Here is a 15,456-nt window from a genome sequence, read left to right on the forward strand (position 1 = left end):
CCTATTTTTCAATTTTTTCGATGGGGGCAAAGGCGGCCAATAATCGTTTGACCCCTTGTTGCGGGAAGGCAACATCTAACTCGGTATCTTGCGCGCTGCCTGACGTCCGAACGACGGTACCGACACCCCATTTTTTATGATTGACTTTCTCTCCCACCTGCCATTGATTGCCGGCTGCGGAGGTGGTTTGTTTGGAATTGACTGTTGTTTGACGCGGCTGTGTATAGCCAGGCTTAAATACTTTCGGCTGAAATGGTGCAGCCTTTGGTTGCTGTCTTTCCCCTAAAGACTGTATTAAGTCTTTTTCGATTTCTTCAATGAATCTTGATGGACGATTGTACTGTGTCCTACCGTAGAGGGTACGAGAAAAAGCGTTGGTCATAAATAATTCCTGTTCCGCCCGGGTGATCCCTACATAGGCCAAACGACGTTCCTCCTCCAACTCACTCTCTTCCATCAAGGCGCGTGACAGTGGGAAGACATTTTCTTCTAGGCCAATCAAAAAGACCACAGGGAATTCTAGTCCTTTGGCAGCATGGAGAGTCATCAATGTGACTTGGCTGCTTTCTTCTTCGTAACTGTCCACATCAGATAAGAGGGCTAAGTCATTCAAGAAGACCGTCAGTTTTTCATCAGGCGCATCCGCATCATCTTCATTCTGACTTTCAAAACGTTTATCGAATTCTTGTGTCACGGATAAAAACTCTTCTAAGTTTTCTAAACGTGCTTGGGCTTCTAGTGTATTTTGGTTCTCTAGTTCTTGACGATAGCCAGTTTTGTCTAAAATCTCTTTGGTCAATTCTGTGATTGACAGATAAGGGATCATTTGCGCAAACCCATCCATCATCAGCCCAAAACTGCCGATTTCTTTTCCGGCTTTTCCAGAGATGTTGGCAAGATCGACATTGATCGCCGCTTCTAATAGCGACCATTCATGCATAGTCGCAAACGCTCGGAGTTTTTCCACAGATGTGGCACCGATACTGCGCTTGGGTACATTGATGATCCGTTCTAAGCTGATCGAATCACTAGGATTGGCAATCGCAGACAGATAGGCAAGAATATCCCGGATCTCTTTGCGGTCATAGAACTTTCTGCCGCCGACCATGGTATAGGGCACGTTGGCTTTCAGCAACATTTCTTCAATGATCCGTGATTGCGCATTGGTGCGGTACAAAATGGCAAAGTCACCGAACTTGCGGCTTTTTTCCGCAATTTGCTTTTGCATTTCACTGACGATAAAGCGGGCTTCGTCCCGTTCACTATCGCCGCGATAATAGGTGATCTTTTCGCCGGAAGTATTTTCTGTCCACAATTTTTTGTCTGGCCGATTGCGATTATTGCGAATCACTTGATTGGCTGCTGATAAAATCGTTTGTGTAGAACGATAATTTTGTTCCAATAAGATGGTCGTGGCATCGGGGTAATCTTTTTCGAAATCCAAGATATTTTGCATATTTGCCCCGCGCCAACCATAGATACTTTGGTCCGCATCGCCGACAACACACAAATTTTTGAAGCGGGCAGCCAATAAATTCACCAGTGTATATTGGGCATGATTGGTATCTTGATATTCGTCGACATGGATATAGTGGAATTTCCGTTGATAAAACTGCAAAGCATCTTCGTTTTCTTGGAGCAAGCGAATCGTGTTCATGATCAAGTCATCAAAGTCCATGCACTGATTGTTGCGGAGTTCTTTTTGATAGCGTACATAGCAGCGACCAACGATCTGTTCGAACAAGCTGCCTTCAAGGGCATTATAAGCTTCTGGTGTCTGCAATTCATTCTTTGCGTGGGAGATCGCGCCCAAAATAGCACGAGGATCATATTTTTTGGGATCAATATTCAGTTCTTTCAAAATACGTTTCATCAAAGTATTTTGTTCAGAGGAATCCACAATGGTGAAACTTTTGGCATAGCCGATCCGGTCGACATCTCTGCGCAAAATGCGGACACACATTGAGTGGAAGGTGGATACCCAGACATCTTCTCCTCCGCTGCCTAATAAGTTGGTGACCCGTTCCTTCATTTCTTTGGCGGCTTTATTGGTAAACGTAATGGCCAAAATATTCCATGGATTTACATCTTTTTCTTCAATCAAATAAGCGATACGGTGTGTCAAAACACGGGTTTTGCCACTACCAGCCCCCGCCATCAATAGAAGCGGTCCCTCCGTATGCATAACGGCTTCTTTTTGCCGTGGATTCATTCGTGCCAATAATTCATTTTTGGATGACATGATTTTAAACATCCTTTCTTTCTCAATCTCTTCAATTATAGCATTATCCATAGTATCGGAAAACCGAACGCGTCGAAAAAAACTATTGTTATCTAAATCAGTTGGGTTTAACATGGAAGGGAAAGCGAGGAATTAGATGAAATACTTACATACACACGCAATCGACACGACACGATTGCTATTTATCGTCAAAGGGATCCTCGTCGGTGCAGTGGCCGGTGTGATCGTCAGTTTGTTCCGGCTATCGATCGAAACGGTGAGCGCTCTGGTGGTGTCCGTCTATCACTATCTAGGTGCGCACCCGCATTTGCTTCCTCTATGGTTGGCGGTGTCCCTTGCTACAGGCGTGCTGATTGCATTGCTCGTACGCTGGGAGCCGCAGATCAAAGGCAGCGGGATCCCACAAGTCGAAGGCCTACTTGCAGGTGAGCTTTCCTACAATTGGTTTTCAGTCTTATGGAAAAAATTTATCGGGGGTATATTGAGTGTAGGCTCCGGCCTTTTCTTAGGGCGGGAAGGACCGTCGATCCAATTGGGTGCAGCCGTTGGGCAAGGGATCAGCACTTGGTTCAAAGGTCCTTCTTATGAAGAAAAAATATTGATTTCCAGTGGCGCAAGTGCTGGCTTGTCAGCAGCCTTCAATGCGCCGATTGCGGGATTATTGTTTGTTTTAGAAGAGATCCATCATTCCTTTTCACCTTTGGTTTGGTTGACTGCGTTAACTTCTGCCCTTACCGCAAATTTTGTTTCTTTGCACTTTTTTGGCTTGCAACCAGTCTTGTATCAAGGAACCGTGAGTGATTTACCCTTACCTTATTATGGTACGTTGGTGGTCTTAGGGCTGATATTAGGGGGATTGGGCCGTTTATATCAGCTGAATCTTTTGTCATTACCCAAATTGTTTGGAAAACTGCCGCTCTCATCAAACTGGTACAGCCTCGTACCTTTTGTGCTGATCATACCAATTGGGCTATTTTTTCCCCTTTACTTAGGCGGCGGCAACCAGATCATCCTCCAGTTAAGCCGTCTCCATCAACCGCTGCTGCTTTTGATTGGTTTGTTTGTGCTGCGCTATTTATTTTCAATGGTTTCTTATGGTGCCGGATTGCCAGGTGGGATTTTCTTGCCTATTTTGACCCTTGGCGGAATTTTAGGTGCGATCTATGGTACGATCTTGCATACCTGGTTTGGGTTAGACACCATCTACATCAAAAATTTCGTGATCGTTGCCATGGCAGGCTACTTCACTGCCATCGGGAAGGCCCCACTTACTGCGATTATTCTGGTAACAGAAATGGTTGGCTCAATCAATCATCTGATGCCTTTGGGCTTGGTCAGCTTGACAGCTTACGTGGTTGTTGACTTGTTGGGTGGGCATCCCATTTACGAAACTTTATTGGAACGTCTTCAGCCCAAACAAATGGCCTCGATCAAAGGGAAGACCCACGTCATTGAATTGCCAGTGACGGTTGAAAGCATGTATCATGGCTGTGCTGTAAGAGACCTGAACTGGCCGGAACATACATTGCTGATTCGCATTCGGCGCGGCGCCTATACGTTGATCCCCAAAGGCGATACGATTCTTCAAGCTGGTGATCTGCTCATGGTTCTGACCGACTCCGTTGAATCGAATCAATGGATCAAAGCACAAGCATTGCTGCTCAATCAAAATCAAATCTAGCAAAAAAGGAAAAGATGACCTGTCAAGGCATCTTTTCCTTTTTTATTCTGATGGTCATTGGAAATACTTAGCAACCAGTTTTTGATTGACATAGATGGATACTTGGCCATCATTGACTGGGAATAAGCCTTTGCCTGTATCATCAAGAACAACCTCAGTTTGATTGTTGCCTAAAATGTCAACAAACGTTTCGCCCCCATGAATGGCGCTGATCGTCATTTCTTTTTCTGCCCCTTGTGCATTGGTCATGACCACCGCTAGACCAGAAAGTTCATGTTCATAATCTCCCGTTAAGACCCACCCGATCACGCTAGGATCATCAAAGTAATCAACTTGATTGCCAAAAGCTAATTTTTCTCGTAGTTTCAGCATATGGATCAATGCATCACCGACTGGGCCCACATCTTGCTCAGGAATACCGAACAGATCGCCCCAGAAAACCACCGGTGTGCCCGCTTTGCGCAATAAAATCAAAGAATAGGCATGGACTTTGAACCAGCCATCCACCCATGATTCTAAACTTTGTCCGACTTGGGTATCGTGATTATCAACGAAAGTCACAGCATAGTCTTCTCTTGAATCAATCAATGTATTGGTAAAAATTTGACGCATATCATATTCACCATTAGAATGTGCGGCTTCATATAGATTGTAGTGCAATGGTACATCAAACAAGTTGATCAGATTGCCAGAGGAGTCGAGATACTCTTCAAGTTTAGGCAAGTCCCCCGACCAATACTCTCCTACCACGAATAAAGGCTCACCTTTTTCTCCACGACGGTTCAGCAACCAATCGGCATAATAATTGAACTCAATATGCTTCACTGCATCCAAACGAAACCCATCAACATCCGTCAATGACAAATACCACTTGCCCCATTTGTCTAGCTGCTCCACTGTTTCAGGATTCTCCATATCAAGGTCGCATCCCATCAGATAGTCGTAGTTCCCCATCTCATCATCAACTTCTTGCTCCCACCCTTTATCCCCGATATTGAATAAAGCGTGATCTTTGGTTCGGTCATCATAATCGACACCTGAAAAGTTTTTCCACGTCCAAATGTAATCATTATAGGTACCTTTTCGACCAGGAAATGTAAACTTGGTCCATGCTTCGATCTCTTCTTCGCCACTGATTTGTTCATTTCGATTGTTCCAATCATACTTGACAGCTGGGACGACTTCCTTCTCATCTCCACCGATTAAATGATTAAAGACAATATCCGCATAAACCTCCAGCCCATGTTCTTTTAGTGACTGAATAGCGGCTAAATAGTCATCTTTGGTCCCATATTTAGTCGGTATTGACCCCTTCTGGTCAAATTCGCCTAAATCATAGTAATCATACACACCATATCCGACATCTTTAGAACCAGCAGTTCCTTTATATGCAGGAGGAAGCCAAATTGCTGTGAAACCATAATCTTTTAATTCTTGACTCATTTCTTTTAATTTACGCCAATGTTGGCTATCGGCCGGCAAATCCCATTCAAAACCTTGTAAAATAATTTTATTCGTCATTAATATCCCCCCTTGATTCAATTAAGCCAAATAAATAGCCAAACTGTCAAATATTAAACGATGATGAGAAACAAATTGACTGGAAAGGTGGCGTTATTTGACCGTTTCCTTATATTCACGCTTACATTTTGAATGATTTTTACCGTTTATGATTGATTTTGATTGTTTGCTGTGTTACTATGACTTGTGAAGAGGTGATGAAAATGCTTACAGAAGAACGCCATCAAGCGATTTTGGCTCGTTTAGAGCTTGATGAGATCGTCAAAGTCAGTGACTTATTGCAACAGCTGGAAGCGTCAGAGTCGACGATCCGCAGAGATCTGCAAGATTTGGAGGACAAAGGATTTTTGGTACGGATCCACGGTGGTGCTAAAAAAAGTCAGCAACTGGGTTTTGAACCGAATATGACAGAAAAAACCGCCAAGTTCCAGTCCGAGAAACAATTGATTGCCAAACAAGCAGCGAGTGTGATCAAAGATGGCGAAGTCATTTACTTAGACGCTGGCACTACGACGCTAGAAATGATTCCTTTCTTAAAAACGATCCATGCCTTGAAAGTGGTCACCAATTCTGTTAAGCATGCTTCACTGTTGATCGACCACAGTATCGACACCTTGATTTTAGGTGGTACGATCAAAATTGCTACAAATGCGGTTCTAGGAATCACAGCCAGTGAACAATTGCGGAAATTGCGCTTCAACCGATGCTTTATGGGAATGAATGGCGGTCATACTGAAGCTGGTTTTACGACACCTGATCCTGAAGAAGCAATGATCAAACAGATTGCCATTGAACAAAGTCAACAAGCCTATGTGCTGCTTGATCATTCTAAATTCCAACAAACGACATTTGCACAAGTGGCCACGATCGAAGCAGCTACGATCATCACCGATTATTGCCCGAAAAATTATTTGACGAAATTCCGAGCAAAAACAACATTAATGGAGGTATTCACATGATTTACACGGTAACACTTAATCCGTCGATCGACTTTATTGTACATGTCGATCACTTAGCGATTGGTGCCCTAAACAAAATGACGCAAGATTTCAAATTACCTGGTGGCAAAGGCATCAACGTATCTCGTATTTTAAAACGAATCAACGTAGATTCAACTGCACTTGGTTTTGTCGGTGGTTTTACTGGCACATTCATCAGCGACTGGTTAACGGAAGAAACAATCGATCATCAATTTACGTCTGTAACTGATGATACCCGCATCAATATCAAACTTAAATCTGGAGAAGAAACTGAGATCAATGGATTAGGTCCTGCCATTTCAGAAAGTGAAATTGCAGATCTAAAAGCCAAGTTCAGCCAGCTAAAACCCGACGATATCGTGATTTTATCTGGCAGCAAACCTGCAGGACTTGCTGCTGACTTTTATGAAGATTTGATTGAACTCGTTCAAAATGCCGGCGCTGATTTTGTGATCGACACAACTGGGGCTGAACTTTTTGCCGCTTTGCCTGCACACCCACTGTTGATCAAACCCAATAATCATGAATTGGCAGAGTTATATCAAACATCATTTTCAAGTATCGAGGATATTTTGCCTTATGGCCAAAAAATGCTGCAAGATGGCGCAAAAAATGTCATCGTTTCATTAGGGGGCGATGGTGCATTATTGTTTAGCGGTGAAAAAATCTATCGCACGAATGTACTAAAACGACCATTGAAAAATTCAGTAGGTGCTGGAGATTCAATGATCGCTGGATTTATTGGGCGCTATGCAGAAACGCGGGATGTCGTTGATGCATTTAAATGGGGTGTTGCTTGCGGCAGTGCAACGGCTTTTTCAGATGACTTAGCCCAAGCGGATTTCATTCATGAATTGTTGCCAGAAGTTGAAGTCAAAGAGATATTTATCTAGGAGGATGGAAAAATGAAAATCAATGAATTGCTGCTTAAAGATGCCATGATCATGGATTTGCAAGCTGTTGACAAAAAAGGTGCCATTGACGAAATGGTGGCAAAATTATACGCGGTTGGTCGTATTTCTGATGAGAACGTTTATAAAGACGGCATTTTGGCTCGTGAATCCCAAACTTCAACTGGTTTAGGTGACGGTATCGCCATGCCTCACGCCAAAAATAGTGCAGTCAAAGAAGCAACCGTTTTGTTTGCCAAAAGCAAACATGGTGTTGATTATGAAGCACTAGATGGTCAGCCCACTTATTTATTATTTATGATCGCAGCACCCGAAGGCGCCAACGATACCCATTTACAAGCATTGGCTGGTCTATCTCGTCTTTTGATCAATCCAGCATTTGTTGACAAATTAAAAACTGCAACAACACCTGAAGAAGTCCAACAACTTTTCGCTGCAGCAGAAGCACAGCAAGAAGCTGATGCCCTTGCTGAGGAACAAGCAGCCAGTGTTGCAGCAGAAACAACGAGCGAACGTCCATACTTAGTCGCTGTTACTGCGTGTCCGACTGGGATCGCCCATACGTACATGGCGGAAGATGCATTGAAGAAAAAAGCCAAAGAATTAGGTATTGATATCAAGGTTGAAACCAATGGATCAGAAGGAATCAAAAACCGATTGACTGAAGCAGATATTGCCCGAGCAGCTGGTGTCATTGTAGCGGCTGATAAAAAAGTCGAAATGGACCGTTTTGACGGTAAACACTTGGTCAATCGTCCAGTCAGTGATGGGATTCGCAAAACAGAACAATTGATCAATGAAGCATTAAGCGGCAAAGCGCCGGTTTTCCATGGAACGGGTCAAGCTTCAGCAAGTGATGAAGATGGTTCCGCTGATGGCTCTATCGGCCAACGGATCTACAAAGATTTGATGAACGGTGTCTCTCATATGCTGCCTTTCGTTATCGCTGGCGGGATCATGATCGCGATTTCCTTTATGATCGATCAATTTATCGGTGTGCCTCAAGATTCTTTAAGTCAGTTGGGTAGCTATAACCAATCAGCTGCTTGGTTCAATCAAATCGGTAGTGCGGCGTTTGGTTTCATGCTTCCTGTCTTAGCTGGGTTTATCGCTTCTAGTATCAGTGATCGTCCAGGTCTGATCGTTGGGTTTGCTGCAGGTGCGTTAGCAAGCAGTGGCGGCGCTGGTTTCTTAGGTGCGTTGATTGGTGGTTTCTTAGCAGGTTATGTGATCAAGTTCTTGCGTTCATTGTTCAAAGGATTGCCAAAATCATTAGATGGGATCAAAACAATTCTCTTCTACCCTGTCTTCGGTCTATTGATCACTGGTTTCTTGATGTTGCTGATCAATGTACCAATGAAAGCCATCAATGATGGATTGAACACTTTCTTAACAGGTTTAAGCGGCACAAACGCAGCCTTGTTAGGTGCTTTATTGGCTGCGATGATGGCTGCTGACTTAGGCGGACCGATCAACAAAGCAGCGTATGTATTCGGTACTGCAACATTGGCGACAACTGTCGCTGAAGGCGGCAGCGTAGTGATGGCTTCTGTCATGGCTGGCGGTATGGTGCCACCATTAGCGATCTTCGTAGCAACCTTGTTGTTCAAAAACAAATTTACCAAAGACCAAAAAGAAGCAGGTTTGACCAATATCGTCATGGGACTATCTTTTGTCACAGAAGGTGCGATTCCTTTTGCCGCAGCTGATCCCCTTCGTGCGATCCCAAGTTTCATCATCGGATCGGCACTAACAGGTGCCTTGGTCGGCGCATTTAATATCCAATTAATGGCGCCACACGGCGGAATATTTGTGGTATTGCTCTTGTCAAAACCTTTGCTATTCTTATTGTTTATATTGATTGGTGCGATCGTTTCAGGTATTATCTTCGGCCTATTGAAGAAAGAGCCTGAAGAGATTGCCTAACCATCAAAAAGCAGATCACGATGCCCGTGATCTGCTTTTTTCTTATTTTGCCATGAACTGCTGCTGCGCGAGTTTTTGGACACTCATAAAATACACTTGCAGTTTCTTGCCGTCTTTCTTCAATGTAACCCTGGTATATTTACTGTTGCGATGTACATAACCAAAACGGATATCCGGAATTGCTTCTTTTAAAGCGTCAATTGGCAGCGTATCAAGTGCCTCTGGCGGCAAATAAAATTGCAAGCATACAGCATAATCTTTAAACGCATCAGCGGAAAAAGATATATCTAGATGATTGCGAATATAAAACACGTAAGCCGCGATGCCATCATCCAAAGTCAGCTCTGGTTGAAGAACCACATAGTCCATCATACGCAAACGTTCGCGATCGATCCAAGGAAAATAAGCTTGCGCATTCAAGTAGCCTTTGACGCGCTTTTCTTGGTAATTTTGTTGGACTAAATCGAAACTACGGGTGACAAAATGGGTCGCTCTGCGTTTGGTCGTCGGCTGCAATTGATCATTTTGGTATTGGATCGTTTGGATGATCTGCGGCCCAAAGGCATACTCGATAAAGGGTTCTCGCAACACCCCCACGCCATTGTCCCAAGCCAATTGATCAATGCCTGTTTGATCGCGAAACAATCGCTGATAAGTCAAGTTCACCTCGAGATCCCATTGATCAGGTTCACGATATAACTCCACCATGACCACATCATGTGCTAAAGTGGTGATTTTTTCGACTTGCTGGGTATCTTTGATGATGATGCTTGGCATGATTTGCTCATAGTAAGCAGAAAAATACATGCGCCAGCAGGATGTCAGTGTGTAGCCAGTATAAAACACATCGTAGCCCGCAAATTGATTACAGTCGATCACCACCGCTTGATTCATATTTTTCCGTTTAGGTAAAAGCGCGATCTCATTTTGGCTTTGAAACTGTTGACGTTTCTCGATATTCTCGACATTATGGGCTAGAAATTCGTCATAGGCGCGTAAATAAGCAAACAACCCATTGTTAGACATCGTGGTATCAAAATAGTCTTGGATGACCCCTCTAAAACTGTCAAAAACACGTTTCGTCAACAAGTGCCGTTGCAACACAGCATCTTCAATGATATGGATACTCGACTCATTTTCACCATCTGTGACGATCAGTTCGAAACTGGCTTGATGTTTTCCTCTCTGCAACAGCTCTTTGACGGTATCGAAGTCATAGGGTTGTTTCAGTTGCTGATCGATATAAAACTCGACCGGCTGATAGCACAAACGTACCAGGACCAACCAATTCTCGATGTGCTGTTGTAAAGCCGCTTCATCCAAAGGTGCCGACTGGATAAGCCCGTACATCTTCTCTGTCTTGATCAATTTTTTTCACCTCGATCCATCCCTTTTATTTAATTATAGTAAAGCCTGTGGTGAATGAACACTATTTCGCTTAATTTAGATGAAATCCAGCATGATTCGTGATACACTAGAGTCCCTTGGAGGTGAACAATATGGGCTTAAAATTCCAACGAGAAGATTCTCTAGACAAAATGTTTGATGATTTTGCCTTTCTTCCCGACAATGACAAAGACAACAAAAAACAAGAACTTGATATTGAACGTTTTCTGAAAGATGAACCAAAGCTATCATCTGAATTAAATGATACAGACGAAGAAAAACTAAATAAGAAAAAAAAAGCAACTGACAAATAAATTGTCAGTTGCTTTTATAGTATTTGAAGTTCATACATTTTTATCGCCATTAAGCGAATATTTATAGCTCATATGATCTTTTTTCAACTTCAGCACCCCATATAGAACCATACTAAGAATCATTCCCATTACCAGTAAAACCAACAAAACAAAAATAATGATGTATATTGGTTCATGCATAAATGTGAGTAAAGGTCGTACTATCAGCTCTTTTATCTGAATCGGGATTTCCTGATTCAATAACTGCTGAATCGCAGTTTGAACTGCATAATGATCTTGTCCATTTGAAGGAATAGCAATCAAAAACGTTCCAAATCCGATATTTGCTACACCGACGTGGGCGACAAGTACATTCGCAATGCCAATGAGCCCTAATCCAATATTTCCAATCACTAGCGTACCAATGGCGACGTTACCAATTGCTCCCCCTGCTGCAATGCTCAAATTGCCAATCGCAATTAAACCAAAACTAGCAGTTGCAATCGCTATAATACCTATTGAGAATACACCTATAGACAATAGTCCAAATGATACAATGCCAAGCGATAGACAGCCTTTAGCTTTGATCCCCAAACTAAACCATCCTTTAGTCCATGGTAAATGATTTAAAATATGAAAGAAATCCTTGATTGAAACGGCTGTTTTCCATATAAAGAAGATATTGGGTATGAGTATATGCATAAGCGCAACATTCAACCACATCCTCTGACTTCGGTATTCAAAATAGAGCGGCTCTTTTCTATAATATAATAAGTCTTCGATCGGCATTTTTAGCAATTTTGCTATTTGGACCATCGTTTCAATATCTGGAAAACCTCCACCCCGTTCCCATTTTGAAATTGCTTTGTCCGTTACATGTAGGATGACTGCTAGTTCTTTTTGGGTTAAATGATTCTTGACACGATACTCTTTCAACTGCTTCCCTAAATTTTCTTGCATAACTTCCCCTCCTCTTCTTGATTCTATCAAACAAAAAGAGAAAATTCGGCAAAAAACAAAAAATAACTTCTCTACGATACGTAGAATTGAAAAAAACCGCAGAACTTATCTACGGTTTCTTGTGAAGCTTTATTTGATGGCTTCTTCGATTGCTTGCCACGCTTCTTCTTTTCCTTGCTTTGTAACAGCTGAAAATAGAATAAAGGTATCGTTGGCATCGAAAGATAGGGCTTTTTTGACCATACTTTCATGTTTGTTCCATTTGCTGCGGGGAATCTTGTCCGCTTTGGTGGCCACAACGATCACAGGGATCTCATAGTATTTCAAAAAGTCATACATCTGAATGTCCTCTTGTGAAGGTGCGTGACGCAAATCAACAAGGGAAACAACTGCCCGCAATTGCTGGCGTTCTGCTAGATATGTTTCGATCATCTTACCCCACTTGGCACGCTCTGTTTTTGATACTTTTGCATATCCATAGCCAGGAACGTCGACAAAATGCAATGCTTGCTCGATCAAGTAAAAATTCAAGGTCTGGGTTTTTCCTGGCTTGGAGGATGTCCGGGCCAAATTTTTACGATCGATCAAGGTATTGATAAAAGAGGATTTACCGACATTTGAACGACCCGCTAAGGCGATTTCTGGTAAGTTGGTGTCTGGGTACTGCGCTGGCGCCACAGCACTAATGACGATTTCAGCTTGATGTACTTTCATCCACTCACTCCTTTCATGACTCTTTATTTTACTCAAAAAAAAGCCGGATAGCAATAAGACTATCCGACGACGTCTAAATTAGACTGCTTTTTTTGTTTCTTCATTATAGATGATCGTAGGTTCACCTTGCTCCTTGGCCGCGTCTTCTGTAATGATCACTTTTTCGATCGATTCATTAGAAGGGACATTGAACATCACGTCCATCATAATATTCTCAATAATAGAGCGTAAGCCACGGGCCCCTGTATTGCGTTCAATGGCTTGGTCAGCAATCGAACGCAATGCTTCAGGTTCGAATGCCAATTCAGTATCATCTAGCGCCAACAGTTTTTGGTATTGTTTGACCAATGCATTCTTCGGTTCTGTCAAAATATGCACCAAATCATCTGTGGTTAGTTTTTCTAACGCTGCCATTACAGGTAAGCGTCCAATAAATTCAGGAATCAACCCAAACTTCAATAAGTCTTCTGGAATGATTTGCTGCATCACGCTTTCCCCTTCAGAGAAACGTTTGTTGTTGGTACCAAAGCCAATCGTTTTTTCGCCTAAACGATTCTTGACGATTGTTTCAATGCCATCGAATGCACCCCCAACGATAAACAAAATATTCGTTGTATCGATTTGGATCATTTCTTGATGCGGATGCTTGCGGCCACCTTGAGGCGGTACACTCGCAGTTGTGCCTTCTAAAATTTTCAACAACGCTTGTTGCACACCTTCACCAGAAACATCGCGGGTAATCGATACGTTCTCGCTCTTACGGGCGATTTTATCGATTTCATCAATATAAATGATGCCTTTTTCAGCCATCTCTACATTATAGTCAGCCGCTTGCAATAGTTTCAACAAAATATTTTCAACGTCTTCACCGACATAACCTGCTTCGGTTAAACTTGTGGCATCTGCGATCGCGAAAGGTACATTTAATGATCTTGCCAATGTCTGCGCTAAGAACGTTTTCCCAGAACCAGTTGGTCCGATCAGACAGATGTTGCTTTTTTGCAATTCAACATCTTCTGCTGACGTTTCAGCGTTGACCCGTTTGTAATGGTTATAAACAGCCACAGCCAGCGTCCGTTTGGCACGGTCTTGACCTATGACATATTCATTCAGGACATTCAACAATTCCTGTGGTTTAGGCACTTCAGTAAACTCACGGATTGCTTCTTCATAAAACTCTTCATCGATAATATCTTTACAAAGATCGATACATTCATTACAAATATAGACGCCAGGTCCAGCGACGATCTTTTTGACTTCTTCTTGTGTTTTGCCGCAAAAAGAACAACGAACAGCTTCATTCCCATTTGTGTTATCGTACATACTGTTCACCCCTTGAAAATTTTCCAACCTATATGAAAGGAGTGGAATTTTGATGACCAAATTTACAGTCTTCATCAATCATATCATATCTTTTTTGAAAGAAAAAGTTCTTTTTACTTTCTATACGTCTTTCTTATCATTTGTTAGTAAAATGTTTAAACTTCAACAAGACGACCAATAAAAAACGGCAAACACCTAAAGATGTTCGCCGCTTAAATTTTAGAAAATTACGCTTCTTTGGCAGTTCCAGTCACAACTTCAACTGCTTTTTTCATTGTAATATCATGTTTCAACATATCTTCTGTTAAGACACGTTTGATTTGATCAACAGGCATGTTATATGCTTCAGACAATTCTTTGATTTCATTTTCAATGTCTTCATCTGTTGCTTCTAATCCTTCTGCTTTCGCAATGGCTTCAACGACAAGATTTGTTTTGACGCGTGTTTCTGCTTCGCCTTCAAATTGTGTATGCAAGTCAGCTTCAGTAGAACCAGTTAATTGATAGTACATTTCAGGTGAAATGCCTTGTTGTTGCATGTTGTTCAAGAATTCATCCATTGAACGGTGTACTTCATCATGGACCATTGAATGTGGCAATTCAAGAATTTCAGCATTTTCAACTGCTTGGCGGATTGCTGCTTCGTCTTTTGCATCTTCTGCTGCTTTTTCTTTGGTTTCAGTTAATTCAGTACGGTATTTTTCTTTCAATTCAGCCAATGATTCAACGCTGTCGTCGATATCTTTTGCAAATTCATCATCTAATTCTGGCAATTCTTTGGCTTTCACTTCATGAACGGTTACTTTGAAGACTGCTTCTTTACCAGCTAAATCTTCTGCTTGATAGTCTTCTGGGAAAGTGACAGTCACGTCTTTGCTTTCGCCAGCTTTTGTACCAACAAGTTGTTCTTCAAAGCCAGGAATGAATGAATTAGAACCTAATTCTAATGAATAGTTTTCGCCTTTGCCGCCTTCAAATGTTTCTTCGCCTAAGAAACCTTCGAAATCGATTACGACAGTGTCGCCATCCTCTGCTGCTTCGTCTTCTTTGATGACCAATTCAGCTTGCGCTTCTTGTTCACGTTTGATGCGTGCATCCACATCTTCATCCGTTACTTCACGGTCTTGTTTTTCAACTGTTAAATCTTTGTAGTCGCCTAATTTCACTTCTGGCTTCACAGTGACTTCAGCTTTGATCGTCCAATCTTCACCTTTTTCCATGCTGACAACATCGATTTTAGGTTGTGATACAGGATCGATCCCTGCTTCTTTGACAGCTGCTTCGTACGCTTCAGGTAAGACAGCGTTCAATGCATCTTCATACAAAGCTTCTTCGCCGTACATCCGGTTGAAGACTTGACGTGATACTTTCCCTTTACGGAAACCTGGTACGTTCAAGTTGCCTTTCACTTTGTTGAATGCAGTTGTTAAGCCTTTTTGGATTTCAGCTTGTGCAATCGTAAATGTTAAAGCACCATCATTCGTGCCTGTTTTTTCCCAATTTGCAGTCATTTATTTCC

The 15,456-nt window shown here is 42.3% G+C and carries 12 protein-coding genes; 5 read left to right on the forward strand and 7 right to left on the reverse strand.

What is annotated here, in order from left to right; genetic code table 11:
• Position 1: 1 nt before the first annotated feature.
• On the reverse strand, positions 2 to 2,242 hold the full coding sequence (gene pcrA, locus AEQ18_RS15710; RefSeq protein ID WP_054116261.1) for a DNA helicase PcrA: 2,241 nt from the start codon (positions 2,240 to 2,242) through the stop codon (positions 2 to 4).
• Positions 2,243 to 2,378: 136 nt separating this feature from the next.
• Here pcrA and AEQ18_RS10325 point away from each other — a divergent pair, with 136 nt between their 5' ends.
• Complete coding sequence (locus AEQ18_RS10325; RefSeq protein WP_054116262.1) at positions 2,379 to 3,923, forward strand: ClC family H(+)/Cl(-) exchange transporter; 1,545 nt, start codon at positions 2,379 to 2,381, stop codon at positions 3,921 to 3,923.
• A 54-nt stretch (positions 3,924 to 3,977) separates the two neighbouring features.
• Here AEQ18_RS10325 and AEQ18_RS10330 read toward each other — a convergent pair whose 3' ends face one another.
• Positions 3,978 to 5,444, reverse strand: a complete 1,467-nt coding sequence (locus tag AEQ18_RS10330) for an alpha-amylase (RefSeq protein WP_054116263.1) — start codon at positions 5,442 to 5,444, stop codon at positions 3,978 to 3,980.
• 203 nt (positions 5,445 to 5,647) lie between these two features.
• Between AEQ18_RS10330 and AEQ18_RS10335 the strand changes: the two genes are divergently transcribed.
• The 3 genes from AEQ18_RS10335 to AEQ18_RS10345 are packed head-to-tail and all read left to right on the forward strand — an operon-like array spanning position 5,648 to position 9,261.
• On the forward strand, positions 5,648 to 6,403 hold the full coding sequence (locus AEQ18_RS10335) for a DeoR/GlpR family DNA-binding transcription regulator (RefSeq protein WP_054116264.1): 756 nt from the start codon (positions 5,648 to 5,650) through the stop codon (positions 6,401 to 6,403).
• Entirely contained in the window at positions 6,400 to 7,317 is a 918-nt protein-coding gene (gene pfkB, locus AEQ18_RS10340; RefSeq protein WP_054116265.1) for a 1-phosphofructokinase, read from the forward strand. The genes AEQ18_RS10335 and pfkB overlap by 4 nt, the downstream gene beginning before the upstream one ends.
• Positions 7,318 to 7,329: 12 nt before the next feature.
• Positions 7,330 to 9,261, forward strand: a complete 1,932-nt coding sequence (locus AEQ18_RS10345) for a PTS fructose transporter subunit IIABC (RefSeq protein WP_054116266.1) — start codon at positions 7,330 to 7,332, stop codon at positions 9,259 to 9,261.
• A 42-nt stretch (positions 9,262 to 9,303) separates the two neighbouring features.
• Here AEQ18_RS10345 and AEQ18_RS10350 read toward each other — a convergent pair whose 3' ends face one another.
• Positions 9,304 to 10,611: a hypothetical protein gene (locus tag AEQ18_RS10350; RefSeq protein WP_235505530.1), complete on the reverse strand. Its 1,308-nt coding sequence runs from the start codon at positions 10,609 to 10,611 to the stop codon at positions 9,304 to 9,306.
• Positions 10,612 to 10,760: 149 nt separating this feature from the next.
• Here AEQ18_RS10350 and AEQ18_RS10355 point away from each other — a divergent pair, with 149 nt between their 5' ends.
• Positions 10,761 to 10,961, forward strand: coding sequence for an SPJ_0845 family protein (locus AEQ18_RS10355; RefSeq protein WP_054116268.1), 201 nt, complete (start codon positions 10,761 to 10,763; stop codon positions 10,959 to 10,961).
• Between the two features lie 30 nt (positions 10,962 to 10,991).
• Here the strand turns inward: AEQ18_RS10355 and AEQ18_RS10360 are convergent, their stop codons facing one another.
• The 4 genes from AEQ18_RS10360 to tig all read right to left on the reverse strand — a co-directional run bounded on the left by AEQ18_RS10360 (position 10,992) and on the right by tig (position 15,448).
• The gene (locus AEQ18_RS10360) at positions 10,992 to 11,900 is read right to left on the reverse strand and encodes a helix-turn-helix transcriptional regulator (protein WP_054116269.1); all 909 of its coding nucleotides are present in this window, start codon (positions 11,898 to 11,900) and stop codon (positions 10,992 to 10,994) included.
• A 129-nt stretch (positions 11,901 to 12,029) separates the two neighbouring features.
• Positions 12,030 to 12,614 (reverse strand): ribosome biogenesis GTP-binding protein YihA/YsxC, encoded by a 585-nt coding sequence (gene yihA, locus AEQ18_RS10365; RefSeq protein ID WP_054116270.1) that lies wholly within the window; start codon positions 12,612 to 12,614, stop codon positions 12,030 to 12,032.
• A 78-nt stretch (positions 12,615 to 12,692) separates the two neighbouring features.
• Positions 12,693 to 13,937: an ATP-dependent Clp protease ATP-binding subunit ClpX gene (clpX, locus tag AEQ18_RS10370; RefSeq protein ID WP_054116271.1), complete on the reverse strand. Its 1,245-nt coding sequence runs from the start codon at positions 13,935 to 13,937 to the stop codon at positions 12,693 to 12,695.
• 227 nt (positions 13,938 to 14,164) lie between these two features.
• A complete protein-coding gene (gene tig / locus AEQ18_RS10375) occupies positions 14,165 to 15,448 on the reverse strand; it encodes a trigger factor (protein WP_054116272.1) in 1,284 nt (427 codons plus the stop codon).
• Positions 15,449 to 15,456: the final 8 nt, after the last annotated feature.

The sequence above is a fragment of the Enterococcus sp. RIT-PI-f genome (genome assembly GCF_001297065.1).
GTDB lineage: Bacteria > Bacillota > Bacilli > Lactobacillales > Enterococcaceae > Enterococcus_D.

What these genes read in the sequence shown, in the direction of transcription:
- pcrA (WP_054116261.1), bottom strand. Translation starts at nt 2,242, where the DNA reads ATGTCATCCAAAAATGAATTATTGGCACGAATGAATCCACGGCAAAAA.
- AEQ18_RS10325 (WP_054116262.1), top strand. Translation starts at nt 2,379, where the DNA reads ATGAAATACTTACATACACACGCAATCGACACGACACGATTGCTATTT.
- AEQ18_RS10330 (WP_054116263.1), bottom strand. Translation starts at nt 5,444, where the DNA reads ATGACGAATAAAATTATTTTACAAGGTTTTGAATGGGATTTGCCGGCC.
- AEQ18_RS10335 (WP_054116264.1), top strand. Translation starts at nt 5,648, where the DNA reads ATGCTTACAGAAGAACGCCATCAAGCGATTTTGGCTCGTTTAGAGCTT.
- pfkB (WP_054116265.1), top strand. Translation starts at nt 6,400, where the DNA reads ATGATTTACACGGTAACACTTAATCCGTCGATCGACTTTATTGTACAT.
- AEQ18_RS10345 (WP_054116266.1), top strand. Translation starts at nt 7,330, where the DNA reads ATGAAAATCAATGAATTGCTGCTTAAAGATGCCATGATCATGGATTTG.
- AEQ18_RS10350 (WP_235505530.1), bottom strand. Translation starts at nt 10,611, where the DNA reads ATGTACGGGCTTATCCAGTCGGCACCTTTGGATGAAGCGGCTTTACAA.
- AEQ18_RS10355 (WP_054116268.1), top strand. Translation starts at nt 10,761, where the DNA reads ATGGGCTTAAAATTCCAACGAGAAGATTCTCTAGACAAAATGTTTGAT.
- AEQ18_RS10360 (WP_054116269.1), bottom strand. Translation starts at nt 11,900, where the DNA reads ATGCAAGAAAATTTAGGGAAGCAGTTGAAAGAGTATCGTGTCAAGAAT.
- yihA (WP_054116270.1), bottom strand. Translation starts at nt 12,614, where the DNA reads ATGAAAGTACATCAAGCTGAAATCGTCATTAGTGCTGTGGCGCCAGCG.
- clpX (WP_054116271.1), bottom strand. Translation starts at nt 13,937, where the DNA reads ATGTACGATAACACAAATGGGAATGAAGCTGTTCGTTGTTCTTTTTGC.
- tig (WP_054116272.1), bottom strand. Translation starts at nt 15,448, where the DNA reads ATGACTGCAAATTGGGAAAAAACAGGCACGAATGATGGTGCTTTAACA.